This window comes from Streptomyces sp. NPDC052012, assembly GCF_040689265.1.
In the GTDB taxonomy this organism is placed as follows: Bacteria; Actinomycetota; Actinomycetes; order Streptomycetales; family Streptomycetaceae; genus Streptomyces.
Map to the genome: position 1 here is coordinate 18,808 of NZ_JBFAXA010000025.1, position 17,741 is coordinate 36,548.

General features: G+C 73.2%; 13 protein-coding genes. 3 read left to right on the forward strand and 10 right to left on the reverse strand.

Going from position 1 to position 17,741, the window contains the following annotated elements; genetic code table 11:
• Nucleotides 1-80: 80 nt before the first annotated feature.
• A complete protein-coding gene (locus AB0412_RS29545; protein ID WP_366405649.1) occupies nt 81-677 on the reverse strand; it encodes a M48 family metallopeptidase in 597 nt (198 codons plus the stop codon).
• 224 nt (nt 678-901) lie between these two features.
• On the opposite strand from AB0412_RS29545, the gene AB0412_RS29550 reads away from it, so the two are divergent.
• Nucleotides 902-2,116 carry a TOMM precursor leader peptide-binding protein gene (locus AB0412_RS29550; RefSeq protein WP_366405650.1) on the forward strand — a complete coding sequence of 405 codons (1,215 nt, stop codon included), beginning with the start codon at nt 902-904 and terminating at the stop codon, nt 2,114-2,116.
• A complete protein-coding gene (locus AB0412_RS29555; protein WP_366405651.1) occupies nt 2,109-3,476 on the forward strand; it encodes an AarF/ABC1/UbiB kinase family protein in 1,368 nt (455 codons plus the stop codon). The genes AB0412_RS29550 and AB0412_RS29555 overlap by 8 nt, the downstream gene beginning before the upstream one ends.
• 22 nt (nt 3,477-3,498) lie before the next feature.
• On the opposite strand, the gene AB0412_RS29560 is transcribed toward AB0412_RS29555, so the two are convergent.
• The 5 genes from AB0412_RS29560 to AB0412_RS29580 all read right to left on the reverse strand — a co-directional run bounded on the left by AB0412_RS29560 (nt 3,499) and on the right by AB0412_RS29580 (nt 7,384).
• Nucleotides 3,499-3,705, reverse strand: a complete 207-nt coding sequence (locus tag AB0412_RS29560) for a hypothetical protein (protein ID WP_366405652.1) — start codon at nt 3,703-3,705, stop codon at nt 3,499-3,501.
• Nucleotides 3,706-3,827: 122 nt separating this feature from the next.
• The gene (locus AB0412_RS29565; protein WP_366405653.1) at nt 3,828-4,151 is read right to left on the reverse strand and encodes a hypothetical protein; all 324 of its coding nucleotides are present in this window, start codon (nt 4,149-4,151) and stop codon (nt 3,828-3,830) included.
• Nucleotides 4,148-4,516 (reverse strand): WhiB family transcriptional regulator, encoded by a 369-nt coding sequence (locus tag AB0412_RS29570; protein ID WP_055573144.1) that lies wholly within the window; start codon nt 4,514-4,516, stop codon nt 4,148-4,150. Before AB0412_RS29570 ends, AB0412_RS29565 begins: the two co-directional genes overlap by 4 nt.
• A gap of 174 nt (nt 4,517-4,690) precedes the next feature.
• On the reverse strand, nt 4,691-5,005 hold the full coding sequence (locus AB0412_RS29575) for a hypothetical protein (protein ID WP_366405654.1): 315 nt from the start codon (nt 5,003-5,005) through the stop codon (nt 4,691-4,693).
• 165 nt (nt 5,006-5,170) lie between these two features.
• Nucleotides 5,171-7,384: an ATP-dependent DNA helicase UvrD2 gene (locus tag AB0412_RS29580; RefSeq protein WP_366405655.1), complete on the reverse strand. Its 2,214-nt coding sequence runs from the start codon at nt 7,382-7,384 to the stop codon at nt 5,171-5,173.
• A 240-nt stretch (nt 7,385-7,624) separates the two neighbouring features.
• Between AB0412_RS29580 and AB0412_RS29585 the strand changes: the two genes are divergently transcribed.
• Nucleotides 7,625-7,867 (forward strand): mycoredoxin, encoded by a 243-nt coding sequence (locus tag AB0412_RS29585; RefSeq protein WP_189942747.1) that lies wholly within the window; start codon nt 7,625-7,627, stop codon nt 7,865-7,867.
• 54 nt (nt 7,868-7,921) lie between these two features.
• Here AB0412_RS29585 and nudC read toward each other — a convergent pair whose 3' ends face one another.
• From nudC to AB0412_RS29605, 4 genes are all read right to left on the reverse strand, one after another.
• Complete coding sequence (gene nudC / locus AB0412_RS29590; protein ID WP_366405656.1) at nt 7,922-8,878, reverse strand: NAD(+) diphosphatase; 957 nt, start codon at nt 8,876-8,878, stop codon at nt 7,922-7,924.
• Between the two features lie 217 nt (nt 8,879-9,095).
• Entirely contained in the window at nt 9,096-10,508 is a 1,413-nt protein-coding gene (locus AB0412_RS29595) for a dipeptidase (protein WP_366405657.1), read from the reverse strand.
• A 10-nt stretch (nt 10,509-10,518) separates the two neighbouring features.
• A complete protein-coding gene (locus AB0412_RS29600; protein ID WP_366405658.1) occupies nt 10,519-14,070 on the reverse strand; it encodes an ATP-dependent DNA helicase in 3,552 nt (1,183 codons plus the stop codon).
• A gap of 150 nt (nt 14,071-14,220) precedes the next feature.
• Nucleotides 14,221-17,703 (reverse strand): UvrD-helicase domain-containing protein, encoded by a 3,483-nt coding sequence (locus AB0412_RS29605; protein WP_366405659.1) that lies wholly within the window; start codon nt 17,701-17,703, stop codon nt 14,221-14,223.
• Nucleotides 17,704-17,741 lie beyond the last annotated feature (38 nt).

Sequence of the window (17,741 nt, forward strand, 5' to 3'; positions counted from 1 at the left end):
GCAAATCCGGACACCGGATGAAGTCGGTACAGACCCGGTACACAACGCTCGTCGGCCTGCCGGCCGCCCGGCGGCAGGGTTCACTCGTCGCGCGCGGCCGGCACGTGCGGCAGCCGCTCGGCCGCGACCACGCCTTCGAGGTACCCGCGGGCCCGCTCGGTCTTCGGATACGCCTCCAGCAGCCGCCAGAAGCGCGGCCCGTGCCCGGGCACCAGCAGATGAGCCAGTTCGTGGCACAGGACGTAGTCGACGACGTACTCGGGCATGCCCTGCAGCCGGTGCGACAGACGGATGCTGCCGTCGGACGGGGTGCACGAGCCCCAGCGGGTGTTCTGGTTGGTCACCCAGCGCACGGAGGCGGGCCGGGCCCGCCCGTCGAAGTACTGTGCGGAGAGGCGCTGCGCCCGCTCGGTCAGCTGCGCGTCACCGAGGGCCCGCCTGCTCTCCTGTGCGGCCAGCTTGTCGAGCATGACGGTGACCCAGCGCTGCTCCTCCGCCTCGGACATCCGGGCGGGGATGAGCACGACGGTGCGATCGCCCTCGCGGTACGCGGAGACCGTTCTGCGTCGGCGGGCGCTCCTGCGGACCTCGATCGCGCTCGCCCGTGAACCGCTCGTCGGCTGGCTCGTCGTGCTGCGCTGTGGCTTTCCGGCGCGGTGCAGTGGGTCGGCGGGCACGCCCCGACCGTACCCGCTGCGCCCGGGGAAGTCCCGGCTCCGGAACCGTTCGATGCCGTTCCTCCCACCTGGGCGTCGGATTTGTACGACGAATCCACTCGCCTGTGGACAACTTTCGGCAGCCGCCCGCGCATCCGGGCATGCTGGCACTCGTCGGGCCCCGAGCGGGCCCGGCCGGAACACGGGGACGACCGAGGGACGACCGAGGCACACGGGGGACTGTGATGCATCCGATGGTGAAGCCCGCGCTCAGGCGCGGGTGGCGCGACCTCAACACGGTGCAGTTCGGGATGACACCGGCGCACGCGCTCACAGTGGGGCCGATGGACACGGCGACGGGCAGCTTCCTCGAACTGCTCGACGGCACGCGTGGCCTGGAACTGCTGCGCCAGGAGGGTCCGCGCATGGATCTTCCCGAAGGCCAGGTCGACCGGCTGGTGAGAAGGCTGGCCCGGGCCGGGCTCCTGGACGACTCACGGGGCGGTGGGCCGGCCGCCGACGCCCTGCGCGAGAAACGGGCGGCCATGGAGCGGCTGGGCCCCGATCTGGCCTCGCTGTCCCTGACCACGTCCGAACCGGGCGAGGCCCTCGGGCGGCTGGCGGCCCGGCGCGACGCACGGGTGCAGGTGCGGGGCGCGGGCCGGGTGGGCTCGGTGCTGGCGGCGCTGCTGTCGGGGGCCGGCGTGGGCGAGGTCGATGTGCGGGACGTCGGACAGGTCGAGCCCTGGGACGTCGCTCCGGGCGGGCTGCCCGCCGAGGCCGTCGGCGAACGCCGGGACGAGGCGGCTCGCCGTGTCGTGCGCCGGGCCGCTCCGGACCGGCCGCCACGCAGGACCGCGCGGTCACGGCTCGCGCAGGAGGACCCCGGCTTCTCCTTGGTGGTCCTCGCCCCGCGGGACGACGTCGCCGTGCACGCGCCCGACCCGCTCTCCGCCGAGGCCCTGCTGTCCTCCGGGACCCCTCATCTCTACGCCGGGGTGGTGGAGGGAACCGGTGTGGTCGGTCCGCTCGTCCTGCCGGGCGAGACGAGCTGCGCGGGCTGTCTTCAGCAGGACCGCACCGACCGGGATCCGGCCTGGCCACGCCTGGTGGCGCAGTGGCGCTCCGGGAGGCAGCGCCGGACGGTGGCCTGCGAACTGACGCTGGCCACTACGGTGGCCGGACTGGCGGCCGCCCACGCGCTCGCCTTTCTGGACGGCCGGGTTCCGTCCAGTGCGGACGCCCGGTGGGAGGTGTCGGTCCCACACCTGACCTGGCATGCGCGGCCGGTCTGGCCGCATCCGGCCTGCCCGTGCGGAGCGGCTGAGAAAGGTAAGGGAGAACACACCTCCGGGGAGGGCCCGTCGCACGAGACAATGGCCATGCACGGGCCGTCGGAGGGTTCGCTCCATGAGGCGGACGCACAGCGGCCGGCAGGGACTTGGAGGGCGCATGTCTGATCTTCCCCGCAAGGCGGTCACCAGGACCGCCAAGCTGGCCGCGCTCCCGCTCGGCTTCGCCGGGCGGGCGACGTGGGGACTCGGCAAGCGGATCGTGGGCGAGTCCGCGGAGATCGTCGGCCGTGAGCTGCAGCAGCGCACCGCGGAGCAGTTGTTCAAGGTGCTCGGCGAGCTCAAGGGCGGGGCGATGAAGTTCGGCCAGGCCCTGTCGGTGTTCGAGTCGGCGCTGCCCGAGGAGGTCGCCGGCCCCTATCGCGCGGCGCTCACCAAGCTGCAGGAGGCGGCCCCGCCGATGCCGACGCGTACCGTGCACGCGGTGCTGGACGAGCGGCTCGGCAAGGACTGGCACGATCTCTTCCTCGAGTTCGAGGACAAACCCGCCGCAGCCGCCTCCATCGGCCAGGTGCACCGGGGCGTCTGGCACGACGGCCGCGAGGTCGCGGTGAAGGTGCAGTACCCGGGCGCGGGCGAGGCCCTGCTGTCCGACCTGAACCAGTTGAGCCGCTTCGCCCGTCTCCTGGGACCGCTGGTGCCGGGCATGGATGTGAAGCCGCTGATCGCGGAACTCAGGGACCGGGTCTCGGAGGAGCTGGACTACGGCCTGGAGGCGCAGGCTCAGCAGGCCCACGCCGACGAGTTCACGGACGATCCGGACGTCGTCGTGCCGCATGTGGTCCACCAGTGCGAGCAGGTGCTGATCACCGAGTGGATGGACGGCATCCCGCTGTCGGAGATCATCTCGGACGGCACCGAGGAACAGCGGGACCGGGCCGGCCAGCTCCTCGCGCGCTTCCTGTTCTCCGGTCCGGCCCGCACGGGCCTGCTGCACGCCGACCCGCACCCGGGCAACTTCCGTCTGCTGCCCGGCGGGCCGGGCGGCGAGGACGACTGGCGTCTGGGCGTCCTGGACTTCGGTACGGTCGACCGCCTCCCGGGCGGGCTGCCCGCCACGATCGGCGAGGCACTGCGCATGACGCTGGACGGCGAGGCCGAGGCCGTCTACGAGATGCTCTGCGCGGAGGGCTTCGTCAAGGAGACCATAGAGCTGGACCCCGACGCGGTCCTCGACTACCTGCTGCCGATCATCGAACCGGCGCAGGTCGAGGAGTTCACCTTCACCCGCGGCTGGATGCGCAGTCAGGCGGCCCGTGTCGCCGACCCCCGCTCCCCCGCCTACCAGTTGGCCAAGCAGCTCAATCTGCCGCCGGCGTATCTGCTGATCCACCGGGTGACGCTGAGCACGATCGGTGTGCTGTGCCAGTTGGGCGCCACGGTGCGGCTGCGTGAGGAGCTTCAGGAGTGGCTGCCGGGATTCCTGCCCGAGGAGCCGGTCGAGGAGGAGGCGGCGGCCGAGGCGTGAGGCGCAGGCAGCGCACCGGCCGCTACCACCACTGGGAGTCCAGGCGGCCTTCGATCGCGCGCAGGTTCTCCCGGGAGCACGTCTCGCAGTAGTGCCGGCGGGCACCGTCCTCCACGGAGAAGGTCCAGGTGGGCTGCGGGCCGTCGGCCCGCGCTCCGCAGCGGGCGCACACCACGGGCTCCGGCTGCGCCGCGGAGCCGTCGTGACGGTCACCCGGGTCACTGCTCATCCGGCGACGATAACGCCGTGACCGGGACAACGCACCGCGGGGACCGCTCCGTTCGGCACGGACCGGCCCCCGCGGGAAAGCTCTCCTCCCGGGCGGGAGGTCACCGCTTCAGGTGGTTTCGGTTACTGCATGACGGCCATGGCGAGCGCACGTCGGGCGCGCCGGGAGGCACGCTCGGCACGGCGCTGCATGCGGCGCGCGGCCACCAGGCGCACGGCCTGGCGCTCCCGCTCCGCCTCGTGCAGTCGCTCGTGCATATGCGCACGGGCCAGGGCTTCTGGGATGAGTTGCATCTCTCGGGTCCTGTTCTGGCGCGAGTCGTTCGCGCCGCTGGTGGTGAAGTCTTCGGTCGCGGAGCCTGCGGGCTCGTGAGTGGACGGCATCATCGGGGCCTGCTTCTGGGGGTCGTGCGTGAGGGGGCGGTCGATCGTTCCTGCGGTGTTCATGCCGTGACCGGGTTCTTCCGCGGGCGACCACGCGGCCGCTTCCGGGCAACGACAACCCCCTGGACGAACAGCTCGCCACCCCAGACGCCCCAGGGCTCACGCCGCTCCTTGGCGCCGGCGAGGCAGGCCTCCATCAGCGGGCAGGTGCGGCAGAGGGACTTGGCGTACTCGACGTCCGCCGGCGACTCGGCGAAGAAGACCTCCGGGTCGTAGGAGCGGCAGGGGACGGGCACGCCGAGGTTCTCGATGGCGTCGTCGAGCGCGGTGAGCGCGGTGAGCGGAGTCAAGGTCGGGTCCTCCGTGGAGCCGGGCTTGGGGATCGTGTCGGAAGGCGGTACGGACGGGGCGTGCGCTTCGAGTTGCACGGTTCGTCTTCCTCGTCTGGTCGTGTCCGGCCGGTTGGCCGGGTTGGCGGCTGGTACCGGGTTCTTTTCTTGTCCCGAGGCCCCTTCGCGCTGTCGTCCACGTCGCTGGACAAACAGAAGGGCCGCGGATCCCGGGTGGGGTTCCGCGGCCCTGAAGGCGCCGGCCTGATCGCATCAGGCTGGATCACTCCAGGGTTCTGGCCCACGGAAGGCCCACATCAGGTGGTGCTGCGTCGTCTGCTTCCGGAATCCGGCACCGGTCGCCGCAAAGGCATAGGCCTGCGCCTGTGCCACTACCGCTTCCAGTGCCTCGGTCGGTCGCTCATTGCGCTCACGGACGACAAGGCCCGCGGGAGCAATGGAGGACGCCAGGCGTGCGGCACGGAGGCCGGACACACCGGTGCCCTGGTTCGAGGCGCCGAGCATGCACAGGGAGACGGCCGAGCGATCGGTCAGTTTGACGTCGGAGCTGATGTTGATGCTGATCACTGGACTCGCCTCCTCTCGGCGCATCGGGGGACTGGGGTGAGCCAGTCCGGCGGATATGCAAGTACAACACGGAATCAGGGCCTCCGAGAAGGCCGCTGCTCTCGTGCCTAAGAACCTATGGGGATTGCTGGGGCATGCGCAAACTATTTTTTCGACGAGTTGGGATCAGTCCGGATCCTGTTCCCCGGTGACCTCTCGGCCTGCGCAGATGGCCAGAACGTCGGCGCCGTAGCGGCCCAGCTTGCGCATCCCCACCCCGGGGATGCGGGCGAGTTCGTGGTCGTCCTCGGGCGCGGACTCGGCGATCGCCATCAGCGTCTTGTCGGTGAAGACGCAGAAGGCGGGCTGCCCGCTGCGCCGCGCCTGCTCGGCACGCCACTCGCGCAGCCGCTCGTAGAGCCCCTCGTCCATGTCGGAGGGGCAGTCCTCGCAACGCATCAGTTTCATGTCGCCGGCGTCGGTCAGCGTGCGCCCGCAGACCCGGCAGCGGGCGGGACTGCGCCGGCGGTGTCTCGGGCCGGCGACGGCCGCGGAGCCGGTCCGCGACGCCGGGACGCCACGCTCCACGCCTCCCGTGCCGCCGGCGGCAGCGCCCCGGCCGCTCGTGCCGGTCGACCCGGGGCGCAGTCCGTCGAGGAAGCGGCTGGGGCGGCGGTTCGGGCGCCCGCCCGGGGAGCGGGACAGGGCCCAGGACAGGTGCAGGCGCTCACGGGCCCGGGTGACACCGACGTAGAGGAGGCGGCGCTCCTCCTCGATCTGCTCGTCCGTCTTTGCGTAGGTGATCGGCATCATGCCTTCGGCGACGCCCACCAGGAAGACGACGTCCCACTCCAGTCCCTTGGCCGAGTGCAGGGAGGCGAGGGTGACGCCCTGGACCGTCGGGGCGTGCTGCGCGCCGGCCCGCTCGTCGAGTTCGACGACGAGATCGGGGAGGGCCGCTCCGGGTCTGGCGGCGGCGAAGTCCTGGGCGAGGTTCACCAGCGCGGCCAGGGACTCCCAGCGCTCGCGCACCGCGCCCGAGCCCGCCGGGGGCTCGGACGTCCAGCCCTCGCCGGAGAGCACCGCGCGCACCTGGGAGGGCAGGTCGACGGCGTCGTCGAGGAGGCGGTCGTTGCCGCCGAAGCGGGCCGCGGCGCGCAGGGCGGCGATCGCCTTGCGCACCTCGGGGCGGTCGAAGAAGCGCTCGGCGCCGCGCAGCTGGTAGGGCACCCCGGCGTCCGCGAGGGCCTGCTCGTAGGTCTCGGACTGGGAATTGGTGCGGAACAGCACGGCGATCTCGCTCGCCGGGACGCCGGAGTCGATCAGTTCCCTGATCCGGTGCGCGGCGCCCTCCGCCTCGGCCGGTTCGTCGGTGTACTCGGTGAAGACCGGCTCGGGTCCCGGGGCGCGCTGGGAGACGAGTTCCAGGCGGTGGTCGGCGGCGCGGCCGCGGGCCTGCGCGAGCAGGCCGTTGGCGAGGTGGACCACCTGGGGGGTGGAGCGGTAGTCACGCACGAGCTTGACGACGGTGGCGCCCGGGTGGCGGGTGCGGAAGTCGAGGAGGTGGTCCGGGGTTGCGCCCGTGAACGAGTAGATCGTCTGGCTGGCGTCGCCGACCACGCACAGGTTCTCCCGGTCGCCGAGCCACAGCTCCAGCAGACGCTGCTGCAGGGGGCTGACGTCCTGGTACTCGTCGACGACGAAGTGCTGGTACTGGGCGCGGACCTGTTCGGCGACGTCGTGCCGGTCCTGCAGGACGGCGACGGTGAGCAGCAGCACGTCCTCGAAGTCGATCACTCCGCGTTCCCGCTTGAGGTCCTCGTACGCGGTGTAGAGCTGGGCGATCTCCGCGGGGTCGCGGGGCGTCTCGCGGCCGGCCTTCGCCGCCGCGGGCGCGTAGTCGGCCGGCACGGTCTGGGTGACCTTGGACCACTCGATCTCGGTGGTGACGTCCCGCAGCTCGCCGCGGTCGAGCCGGATGCGGCAGGCGGCGGCCGCGTCGGCGACGAGCTGGACCTTGCGGTCGACGAGCCGGGGCATGGGCCCACCGATCGCTTTCGGCCAGAAGTACTGCAGCTGCCGCAGGGCGGCCGAGTGGAACGTCCGGGCTTGGACACCGACGGCGCCGAGCTGGCGCAGCCGGCCGCGCATCTCGCCCGCGGCACGGTTGGTGAAGGTGACGGCGAGCACGCTGGACGGCTGGAGGATGCCGGCCCGCACCCCGTAGGCGATCCGGTGGGTGATCGCCCGGGTCTTGCCCGTACCGGCACCGGCCAGCACGCACACCGGGCCGTGCAGCGCGGTGGCGACCTCGCGCTGCTCGGGGTCGAGCCCTTCGAGCACCGCGTCGGCCGAGTCAGGTACCTGCGGGAAGAGGGGGGAGTGCGTTGCTGCTGTCACATGGCCATGCTGCCAGGTCGCGGGAGACGGGTGAGCCGGTTGTCCACAGGCAGGGGCTCGCAGTCGTATTAATGCGGCAGGCGTCACGTCGGCGGATGCGACAGGCGCACGCCGGCCGATGCGGCAGGCGTCACGCAGGGGCGTCGGGGTGCCGCACCGCCCGAGGGAATGGTGGCGCTTTCAAGTACGTTCCCTTCACAGCACCGACTTTCCCGAGCCGCCGAAGGAGCGCGAGAAGACATGCTGGGTACTGTGACGATGTACAGCACCACGTGGTGCGGCTACTGCCGCCGGCTGAAGAGCCAGCTGGACCGCGAAGGCATCGCGTACACCGAGATCAACATCGAGCAGGACCCGGAGTCCGCGGCCTTCGTGGAGAAGGCGAATGGCGGAAACCAGACGGTGCCCACCGTCCTCTTCCCGGACGGCTCGACGCTGACGAACCCGTCGCTGGCGCAGGTGAAGCAGAAGATCGGCGCCTGAGCGCCTGGCACCGAGAGGGGCCGTCCCTGGTCGGGACGGCCCCTCTCGGCGTCCTCAGACGAAGCTCCGGGTCGGCAGCGGCTTGCCGTACCAGCGTTCGATCAGGCGGGCCGCGATCGAGATGCCGTAGGGCGGGAGCACCTCTCCGGACTCGAAGGCGGCGGTCAGCTCGTCGCGGGAGAACCAGCGGGCCTCGTGGATCTCGTCCCCGTCGACGTTGATCTCGGTCGTGGTGGCGCGGGCGACGAAGCCGAGCATGAGGCTGGAGGGGAAGGGCCAGGGCTGGCTGGCGATGTACTCGACCTCGCCGACGCTGATGCCGACCTCCTCGTGCACCTCGCGGCGCACCGACTGCTCGATGGACTCGCCGGGCTCGACGAATCCGGCGAGCGTGGAGAAGCGGCCCTCGGGCCAGTGGACCTGGCGGCCGAGCAGGATGCGGTCGTCCTCGTCGGTGACCGCCATGATCACGGCGGGGTCCGTGCGCGGGTAGTGCTCGGCGCCGCAGGCCGTGCAGCGCCGGATGTGACCGGCCGCGGCGATGACGGTGCGCTCGCCGCAGCGGGAGCAGAAGCGGTGGGTGCGCTGCCAGTTCTCCAGGCCGACGGCGTGCACCATGAGCCCGGCGTCCCGCGGCGACAGCAGCAGGCCCGCCTCGCGCAGGCCGGCCGGGCGAGCGGACTGGTCCATGCGGCCGGGCAGGGAGTCCTTCTGGAGGGCGAAGTAGCTGACGCCGTCCTCGTCGATGCCCAGGAAGTAGCGGTGGGCCTCCGTGAGCGGGGCCTCGAAGGAGGGCGTCATGACGAGTTCGGTGCGCCCGTCGGCCGTCTCGTCGATGAGGACCTGGCCGCCGGAGACCACGAAGCAGCGCGTCGAGGGGTGGCTCCACGCCGCCGCGAGCCATGCCTCGTCGAGCCGGTGGTGTGCGGCGCGGTCGATGCCGCTGGGGGCGGTGAGCGAGATGGGACGGTCGGCTGTGTGGTCGGTCCAGGTGGTCACGGGTGCTTCCAACTCCCCCGGTGGAACGGATTGGGTCGGCGGGCGGTTCGGCGGGACGCGGGACATGGGCGGGAGGCGACCTGTCCGGCGGCGCTCCGGGCTGCGGGGCGGGGTGCTTCCAGTGTGCCCCGCGCGGGCGGCCGGTTCGGACGCCCGGGGGCCGGTCCGACGCCCAGGGGCCGGTCGGACACGCGCGGGGCCGGATCGGCACTCAGGGCGGGTCGGGCGGTCAGGGGTCGTGCCGCCAGTGCTCGGCGAGGTCGCCCCACAGGTGGGCGGAGGTCTCGACGCCCTTGAGGAGCAGATCGAGCTCGACCTTCTCGTTCGGGGCGTGCCAGCCGTCGGACGGGACGGAGATGCCGAGGAAGAGCACGGGTGCGCCGAGGACGTCCTGGAGGTCGGCTGCGGGGCCGGAGCCGCCCTCGCGCGTGAAGCGGACCGGTTTCTCGAAGGCCCGTCCCATCGCGCGGACCACGGACTGCAGGGCCGGGTGGTCCAGTGGCGTCAGGCACGGGCGCGTGGCGGAGCTGAAGGTGATCTCGCAGCGGACGCCGTCGGGCACCTGAGCGGCCGCCCAGTCGCGGACGCACTTCTCGATGTGGCCGGGATCCTGTCCGGCGACCAGCCGGAAGGACAGCTTCACCAGGGCGGAGGACGGGATGATCGTCTTGCTACCCGGGCCCTGGTAGCCGCCGCCGATGCCGTTGACCTCCGCGGTCGGACGGGCCCAGATGCGCTCCAGGGTGCTGTATCCCGCCTCCCCCGCCGTGCCGTGGGACCTGGCGGTGGCCAGCCACTGCCGCTCGTCGAAGGGCAGCTCGGCGAAGAGCTCCCGCTCGCGGTCGGTGAGCTCGACCACACCGTCGTAGAACCCGGGGATCGCCACGCGCGCGTGCTCGTCGTGCAGGGCGGCGACGAGGCGGCCGACGACGGTGGCCGGGTTGGGGACGGCACCGCCGAAGGAACCGGAGTGGATGTCCTGGTCGGGGCCGTACAGCCTGATCTCGCACTCGGCGAGACCGCGCATGCCGGTGCACACGGTGGGGGTGTCCTCGGACCACATACCGGTGTCGGAGACGATCACGGCGTCGGCGGCGAGCCGCTCGGCGTGCTGCTCGACGAGCGCCCGGAAGTGCGGCGAACCGGACTCCTCCTCGCCCTCGATCAGCAGCTTCAGGTGCACCGCCGGGGTGGTGCGGCCGGTGGTCGCGAGGTGGGCCCGGACGCCGAGGGTGTGGAAGAACACCTGCCCCTTGTCGTCGGCCGCCCCGCGCGCGTAGAGGCGGTTTCCCCTGACGACGGGTTCGAAGGGCTCGCTGTCCCAGCCGTCCGCGCGGGCGGCGGGCTGCACGTCGTGGTGGCCGTAGACCAGCACCGTGGGCGCCTCGGGGTCGGCGGAGGGCCACTCGGCGTAGACGGCCGGGGAACCCGGGGTCTGCCAGACCTCGGCGGTAGGGAAGCCGGTCTCCTTGAGCTTGGCGGCGAGCCATTCGGCGCTGCGGTGCACGTCGGCGGCGTGTTCGGGCTGGGCCGACACGGAGGGGATGCGCAGCCATGCGGCGAGGTCGTCGAGGAAGGCGGCGCGGTGCTGATCGATGTACGTACGGACGGCGCTGACGGCACTGTCAACGGGCTGGCTCATGGTCACGAGCCTATCGGCCCGCACCGACGTCCTCGGCGTGCGGTATCTCACCGACCGGCTCCTCGAGCAGCAGCCGCTCCAGCGCCGCGCGGTCCGGCAGCGCCTCGGGCCGTACCACCTCGCCGGTGCGCACGTACAGGAACGCGGCCGTGACGGACTCCGGGGGCACGCCCTGCTGCTCGGCCCAGGCGAGCCGGTAGACGGCGAGCTGGAGGGGGTCGGCGGTGGGTGCGCGGTTGGTCTTCCAGTCGACGATCTCGTACTCCGCCTGCTCGCCCTCACCGGTCTTGTAGACGGCGTCGATGCGGCCGCGGATGACGCGTCCGGCGATGGCCAGCTGGAAGGGCGCCTCCACACGGTACGGCGTGCGGTGGGCGTACTCGGTGCGTTCGAAGGCGTCCTTGAGGGCCTGGAGGTCGCGTTCGTCGGCGATCTCGGCCTCGCTGCCGGGCAGCTCGTCCGGCTCCAGCATGGGCAGGGTCAGTTCCTCGAAGCGGGATTCGACCCAGGCGTGGAAGCGGGTGCCGCGGCGGGCGGCCGGCTGCGGCGGGCGGGGCATGGGGCGGGCCAGCTCCCGTGCGAAGCCGTCCGGGTCGGTGGCCAGGCGCAGCAGCTGGGAGGCGGTGAGCGAGGCGGGCAGCTCGACCTCCGTGACGCTCTCGCGGGCGCGCAGCAGCTCCCCGGTGAGGGCGTCGAGGTCGCGGTCCCAGGAGGCGACCGTGCGGGCTTCCTCCGGGGTGAGGCGGGAGCCCTCGGTGCCGTGAGGAGCGGCCGTTCGGCGCACGGGCTCCGGTGCGGTGGCCTGGTGGGGCACGGTCGGGCGGCCGGGGTCGCGGGACGGGCGGTCGTCCTGGACGGGGGCCGGCAAGGCGTCGCCCTCGTCAGGCACGGGGGCCGGCAAGGCCCCGCCGTCGTCCGGGAAGGGCTCGTCCAGGAACGGGTCGTCCTCCTCCGGGAAGGGGCCGCCCTCCTCGGAGTCGTCGTCCGGTGGCGGGGGCCAGTCGGGGTCGTCGTAGACGTCAGGGTCGTGTACGGCGGTGGGGTGTCCCTCCGTGCGGGTGGCGAGGTCGTCGAGGTGGGCCAGGACGGTCTCGGCCGCGGCACGGCGTCGGGCGAGCGCTGCGGCGTCGAGGGGCAGGGGCCACACCTGGTCGTCGGCGGGCCGGTGCAGGGCGGGGTTCTCCTCGTCCTCGGCGGGTTCGTCCGCCCAGGCCTCGATCTCCCCGTGCCCGGCGGCGCAGTGCTCGTAGAGGGCCTGGAGGAACTCGGAGGGGCCGCGCGGCCTCTTCTGGGAGGGCCCCCACCAGTGGCCGGAGCCGAGCAGCAGGGAGCGGGGCCGGGTGAAGGTGACGTAGCCGAGGCGCAGCTCCTCGGTGTGCTGGTGTTCCTTCATGGCCTCGTGGAAGTCCCTCATGCCCCGGGAGTCCCAGGAGACGACGTCGGGCAGGGTGTCCGCGTCGCCGCGCAGCTCGTGCGGGAGCACCTTGCCCTGGGCGGTCCACTTCTCGCGGCCCTGGCTGCTGGGGAAGGTGCCGGTGACGAGGCCGGGGACGGCCACGACGTCCCATTCCAAGCCCTTGGACTTGTGCGCGGTGAGCACCTTGACGGTGTTCTCACCGCCCGGCAGCGCGTTGTCGAGGCCCTTCTCGTACTGGGCGGCGGTGCGCAGGAAGCCGAGGAAGGCGAGCAGGGTCGCCTCGCTGTCGCCGGCGGCGAAGGAGGCGGCGATGTCGAGGAAGTTGGACAGGGTCTCCCGGCGGCGGGCGGCCAGTGCGTGCGGGGACGCCGACAGCTCGACCTCGAGGCCGGTGACGGCGAGGACGCGGTGCAGGACGTCCATCAGGGGGTCGGCCAGGGAGCGGCGCAGGTCGCGCAGCTCGGCGGCGAGGCGGGCGAAGCGCACGCGCGCGTCCGGCGAGAAGGGCAGCCCGTCGTCGTCGCCGTGGCCGTCCAGCGGGGTCTCCAGGAAGGTGTCGAGGGCGTCGGCGAGGGAGATCACCTCGGCCGGGTCGACTCCTTCGACGGCCTCGGCGAGACGCCGGTCGGGGTCGTCGTCGCCCTCCACGCGCGCGTGCGAGACGAGCAGCCGGGCGCGGCGCCCCAGCAGGGCGAGGTCGCGCGGGCCGATGCGCCAGCGCGGGCCGGTCAGCAGCCGTACCAGGGAGGCGTTGGCGCCGGGGTCCTGGAGCACCTCGCAGACGGCGACCAGGTCGGCGATCTCCGGCAGGTGCAGCAGCCCGGACAGGCCGACGACCTCCACCGGCACGTCCCGGGCGACCAGGGCGGCCTGGATCTCGGCGAAGTCGGTCGCGGTGCGGCACAGCACGGCGATCTCGCCGGGCGCCTTCCCGGTGCGGACGAGGTGGGCGATGGAGTCGGCGATCCAGTCGAGTTCCTCGGCGTGGGTGCGCAGCAGGGCGCAGCGGACCGTGCCGTCGCGTTCGGCGCCGGTGGCCGGGCGGAGGGCCTCCACGCCCGCGTGCAGGGCACGCAGGGGTTCGGCGAGGCCGTTGGCGAGGTCCAGCAGGCGGCCGCCGCTGCGGCGGTTCTCGCTGAGCGACTGGCGGGTTGCCGGCCGGCCGTCGGGGTGCGGGAAGTGCTCGGGGAAGTCGTCGAGGTTGGCCACGGAGGCGCCGCGCCAGCCGTAGATCGCCTGGCACGGGTCGCCGACGGCGGTCACCGGGTGTCCGGTGCCGCCGCCGAACAGTCCGGCGAGCAGGACGCGCTGGGCGACCGAGGTGTCCTGGTACTCGTCGAGCAGCACCACGCGGAACTCCTCGCGCAGGGTGCGGCCGACCTCGGGGATGGCGGCGAGCCGGGCCGACAGGGCGATCTGGTCGCCGAAGTCGAGCAGGTCGCGTTCGCGTTTGGCGGCGCGGTAGCGCAGCACCAGGTCGGCGAGTTCGCGCCGGGCGGCGGCCGCTTCGGGGACCTTGCGCAGATCGGCGTTGGTGAGCTTGAGGTGCTTCAGGGTGGCCAGCAGCTCGGTGTCGTACGCGCGCAGGTCCTCGGGGCGTACGAGGTGCTCGGAGAGCTCGGCGTCGAGGGTGAGCAGGTCGCCGACGAGGTCGGGGAAGGAGCGGGTGAGGGCCGGGTAGGGGCCGGGTGCCTCGCGCAGTACCCGCGCCGCGAGCTGGTAGCGGGTGGCGTCGGCGAGCAGGCGGGAGGTGGGCTCCAGGCCGATGCGCAGGCCGTGGTCGGTCAGCAGGCGGCCCGCGAAGGCGTGGTACGTGGAGATCACCGGCTCGCCCGGCGGGTTGTCCGGGTCGATGGCGTCGGGGTCGGTGACGCCGGCCTTGATCAGCGCCTTGCGGACGCGTTCGGCGAGTTCACCTGCGGCCTTGTTGGTGAAGGTGAGGCCGAGCACCTGTTCGGGGGCGACCTGGCCGGTGCCGACCAGCCAGACCACGCGCGCCGCCATCACCGTGGTCTTGCCCGACCCGGCTCCGGCCACGATCACCTGCGGGGCGGGCGGCGCGGTGATGCAGGCCGTCTGCTCCGGGGTGAACGGGATGCCGAGGAGCTCCTTGAGCTGCTCGGGGTCGGTGATACGTGCGGGCACATCGAGGAAGGCTAGCGGCGGCCACTGACAACGGAGGCCGGGCGGCATCTGCGGGGGTGGAGAACCGCAGGTCGGCACGGGTGGTGCGATGCATCACGCCGGTCGCACGAACGGGTCACGCGAGCCGGTCGCACGAGCGATGACCGCCGGTCACTCGACCACATGCCGCCCTTCGGGCCGGGCGCTGCACGAGGCGCGGAAGGCGCAGTGGGTGCAGTGCTGGCCCGCGCTCGGCGTGAAGCGTTCGTCGAGGACCTTCCCGGCGGCGGTGGCCAGCAGGTCGCCGACCCACTCCCCCTCCAGCGGCTGCTGTGCCTGCACCTTGGGCAGCGTCTCGCCGCCGTCCCGCTTGGCCGCCCCCTGCCGCAGCTGGACCAGCTCGGCGCCGCCCGGCTCGGGGCGTGTCCCGTCGAACACCTCGTCGACCGCGCCTTCGCGGACGGCGAGCTGGTAGACGGCGAGCTGCGGGTGCCGCTCGACCTCCTTGGCGGTGGGTGCCTGTTTGCCGGTCTTGAAGTCGACGACGTAGGCGCGGCCCTCGCCGTCGGCCTCCACGCGGTCCATCTGGCCGCGGATGCGGACCTGGTAGTCGCCCGCCTCCAGGGTGACGTCGAAGTCGTGCTCGCTGGCCACGGGGGTGCGTCCGGTGCGGGCGCCGTTGGAGTCGACGTGCCATTTCAGGAAGCGTTCGAGCGCCACGCGCGCGTTGTCCTTCTCCTGCTCCGACTTCCACGGCGCGTCGAAGGCGAGCGCGTTCCACACGGAGTCGAGGCGCTCCGTGAGCACGTCGAGGTCGGCCGGGGTGCGCCCGGAGGCCACCTCGTCGGCGAGGACGTGCACCACGTTGCCGAAGCCCTGGGCGGCGGTGGCGGGTGCGTCGGCCTTCACCTCGCGGCCGAGGAACCACTGGAGTGCACAGGTGTTGGCGAGCTGGTCGAGGGCGCTGCCGGAGAGCACGACGGGCTGGTCGCGGTCGCGCAGCGGCACCTTGGACTCGGTCGCTTCGAACATGCCCCACCAGCGGTAGGGGTGGGCGGCGGGCACGAGCGGGCGGCCGTCCTCGTCGGCGAGGGCGGCGAGCCGGGCCAGCCGGCGGGCGGCGGCCTCCCTGAGAGCCTCGGAGACACGCGGGTCCACGGTCGTGGCACGCAGCTCGGCCACGAGCGCGGCCACGGACAGCGGGCGGCGCGGGCGGCCGGTGACGTCCTTGGGTTCGACGCCGAGCTCGGTGAGGAACCGGGAGGGCTGGTCGCCGTCGTCGGCCGGGGCCTTCACCGCCGTCACGACGAGCCGCTCACGCGCGCGCGTGGCGGCCACGTAGAACAGGCGGCGCTCCTCGGCGAGCAGGGCGCCCGGGGTGAGGGGTTCGGCGAGTCCGTCGCGCCCGATGCGGTCGGCTTCGAGCAGGGAGCCGCGGCGGCGCAGGTCCGGCCACAGCCCCTCCTGCACGCCGGCCACGACGACCAGGCGCCACTCCAGGCCCTTCGAGCGGTGTGCGGTCATCAGGCGCACCGCGTCGGGGCGGGCGGCGCGCCGCGTGAGGGTGTCGGCGGCGATGTCCTCCGCCTCGATCTCCTCGAGGAAGTTCAGGGCGCCCCGGCCGCCGGTGCGCTCCTCCGCGCGTGCGGCGGTCGCGAACAGGGCGCACACGGCGTCGAGGTCCCGGTCGGCGTTGCGCCCGGCCGCGCCGCCGCGCCGCGCGGAGCGTTCCAGGCGCTGCGGCCAGGGGGTGCCGCTCCAGAGGTCCCACAGGGCCTCCTCGGCGGTGCCGCCGGCCGCCAGGCGTTCGCGTGCGGTGCGCAGCAGGGCCCCGAGACGCTGGGCACCGCGCGCGTACGTGGGGTCGTGCACGGCCAGCCGCTCCGGTTCGGCGAGCGCCCGGGCGAGCAGCTCGTCGGACGGCGGCGGCAGGGGGTTGCCGGCGGTCCGCTCCTCCTCGCGCAGGGCACGGCCGAGGCGGCGCAGATCGGCGGCGTCCATACCGGCGAGGGGCGAGGTCAGCAGCGTGAGCGCTGTCTCGGTGTCGAGCCAGCAGGGCTCGGCGGCCTCGCCCCGACCCGCGTCACTGGACTCGGGCCCCCCCTCCTCGCCCGCGTCACTGGACTCGGGACCCCCCTCCTCGCCCGCGTCACTGGGCTCGGGACCACCCTCCTCGCCCCCGTCACTGGACTCGGGACCACCCTCCTCGCCCGCCTCTCGGGGCTCCGGATCCCCCTCCTCGCCCGCTTCCCGGCGCCGCGCCTCCGCCGTCGCCACCGCGCGCAGGGCCGTCAGCAGCGGAGCCACCGCGGGCTCGTGGCGCAGGGGCACGTCGTTGCCGTCGACGTCCACGGGGACGCCCGCCGAGGTGAGCGCGCGCCGGACCGTGGGGATGGTGCGCGAGCCGGCACGGACGAGGACGGCCATGTCGCTCCACGGCACGCCGTCCTCCAGGTGGGCGCGGCGCAGGATGTCGGCGATGTTGTCCAGCTCCGTGCCGGGCGTCGGGTACGTGTAAGCCTCGACACGGCCGCCGTCCCGCGCGGCGGTGAGGTCCCGGTGGGCCCGGACCTTCTCGGCGGGCAGGCGCGGCAGCGGCATGCGCTGGGTCACCAGCCGGGTGGCGGCCAGCAGCGCCGCGCCGGAGCGGCGGGAGGTGCGCAGTACCTCGACCGGGGCCGGGCGGCCGTCCGCGCGGGGGAACGCGTGGGGGAACTCCAGGATGCCGTTCACGTCGGCGCCCCGGAAGGCGTAGATCGACTGGTCGGGGTCGCCGAAGGCGACGAGGGTGCGGCCGCCGCCGGCCAGCGCGTGCAGCAGCCGTACCTGGGCGGGATCGGTGTCCTGGTACTCGTCGACGTACACCGCGTCGTACTGCTCGGCGAGCCGGGCGGCGACCTCGGGGCGGCCGGCGAGCAGCACCGCCCGGTGGACCAGTTCGGCATAGTCGAGGACGCCCTGGAGGTCGAGGACGTCCAGGTACTCGGCGAGGAAGGCGGAGGCGGCGCGCCAGTCGGGGCGTCCGATGCGACGGGCGAAGTCGTCCAGGGCCTCAGGGCCGAGCCCGAGTTCACGGCTGCGGGCGAGCACCGCGCGGACCTCGTCGGCGAAGCCGCGGGTGGTCAGGCAGGCCCGCAGCTCGTCCGGCCAGCGCACGTGGGCGAGCCCGAGCTTCTCCAGGTCGACCTGTCCGGCGAGCAGCTCGCGGACGGTGACGTCCTGCTCCGGGCCGGACAGCAGCCGCAGCGGTTCCACGAACAGGTCACTGTCCTGGTGGGCGCGGACCAGGGCGTAGCAGAAGGAGTGGAAGGTGGTCGCCTGGGGGGCGCGGGCGGCGCCCGTGCGCAGCGCCATGCGGTCGCGCAGTTCGACGGCGGCCTTGCGGCTGAAGGTGAGCACCAGGATGCGTTCGGGATCCTCGCCGCGGGCAGTACGCGCGGCGACGGACTCGACGAGGGTGGTCGTCTTTCCGGTGCCCGGTCCGGCGAGGACGAGCAGCGGGCCGGTCCTGTGGTCAACCACGGAGCGCTGTGCGGCGTCCAGTCGAGGGGGATTCACGCGAGCCGGCGGGGTACGGACCAGTCGATAAGCGCCACGGTTCCCCCGCCGCACCTGGGGGTGCGACAGGTCGCTGGTGGAGGAAGAGGAGCTCACGTGGTTCGCCGGTCCTGGTGGGTGTGCTGGTTGCCGTT

Coding starts and splice junctions, on each gene's coding strand:
- AB0412_RS29560 (WP_366405652.1), bottom strand. CDS start 3,705: ATGAGCAGTGACCCGGGTGACCGTCACGACGGCTCCGCGGCGCAGCCG.
- AB0412_RS29595 (WP_366405657.1), bottom strand. CDS start 10,508: ATGAGCCAGCCCGTTGACAGTGCCGTCAGCGCCGTCCGTACGTACATC.
- AB0412_RS29550 (WP_366405650.1), top strand. CDS start 902: ATGCATCCGATGGTGAAGCCCGCGCTCAGGCGCGGGTGGCGCGACCTC.
- AB0412_RS29585 (WP_189942747.1), top strand. CDS start 7,625: ATGCTGGGTACTGTGACGATGTACAGCACCACGTGGTGCGGCTACTGC.
- AB0412_RS29555 (WP_366405651.1), top strand. CDS start 2,109: ATGTCTGATCTTCCCCGCAAGGCGGTCACCAGGACCGCCAAGCTGGCC.
- AB0412_RS29565 (WP_366405653.1), bottom strand. CDS start 4,151: ATGAACACCGCAGGAACGATCGACCGCCCCCTCACGCACGACCCCCAG.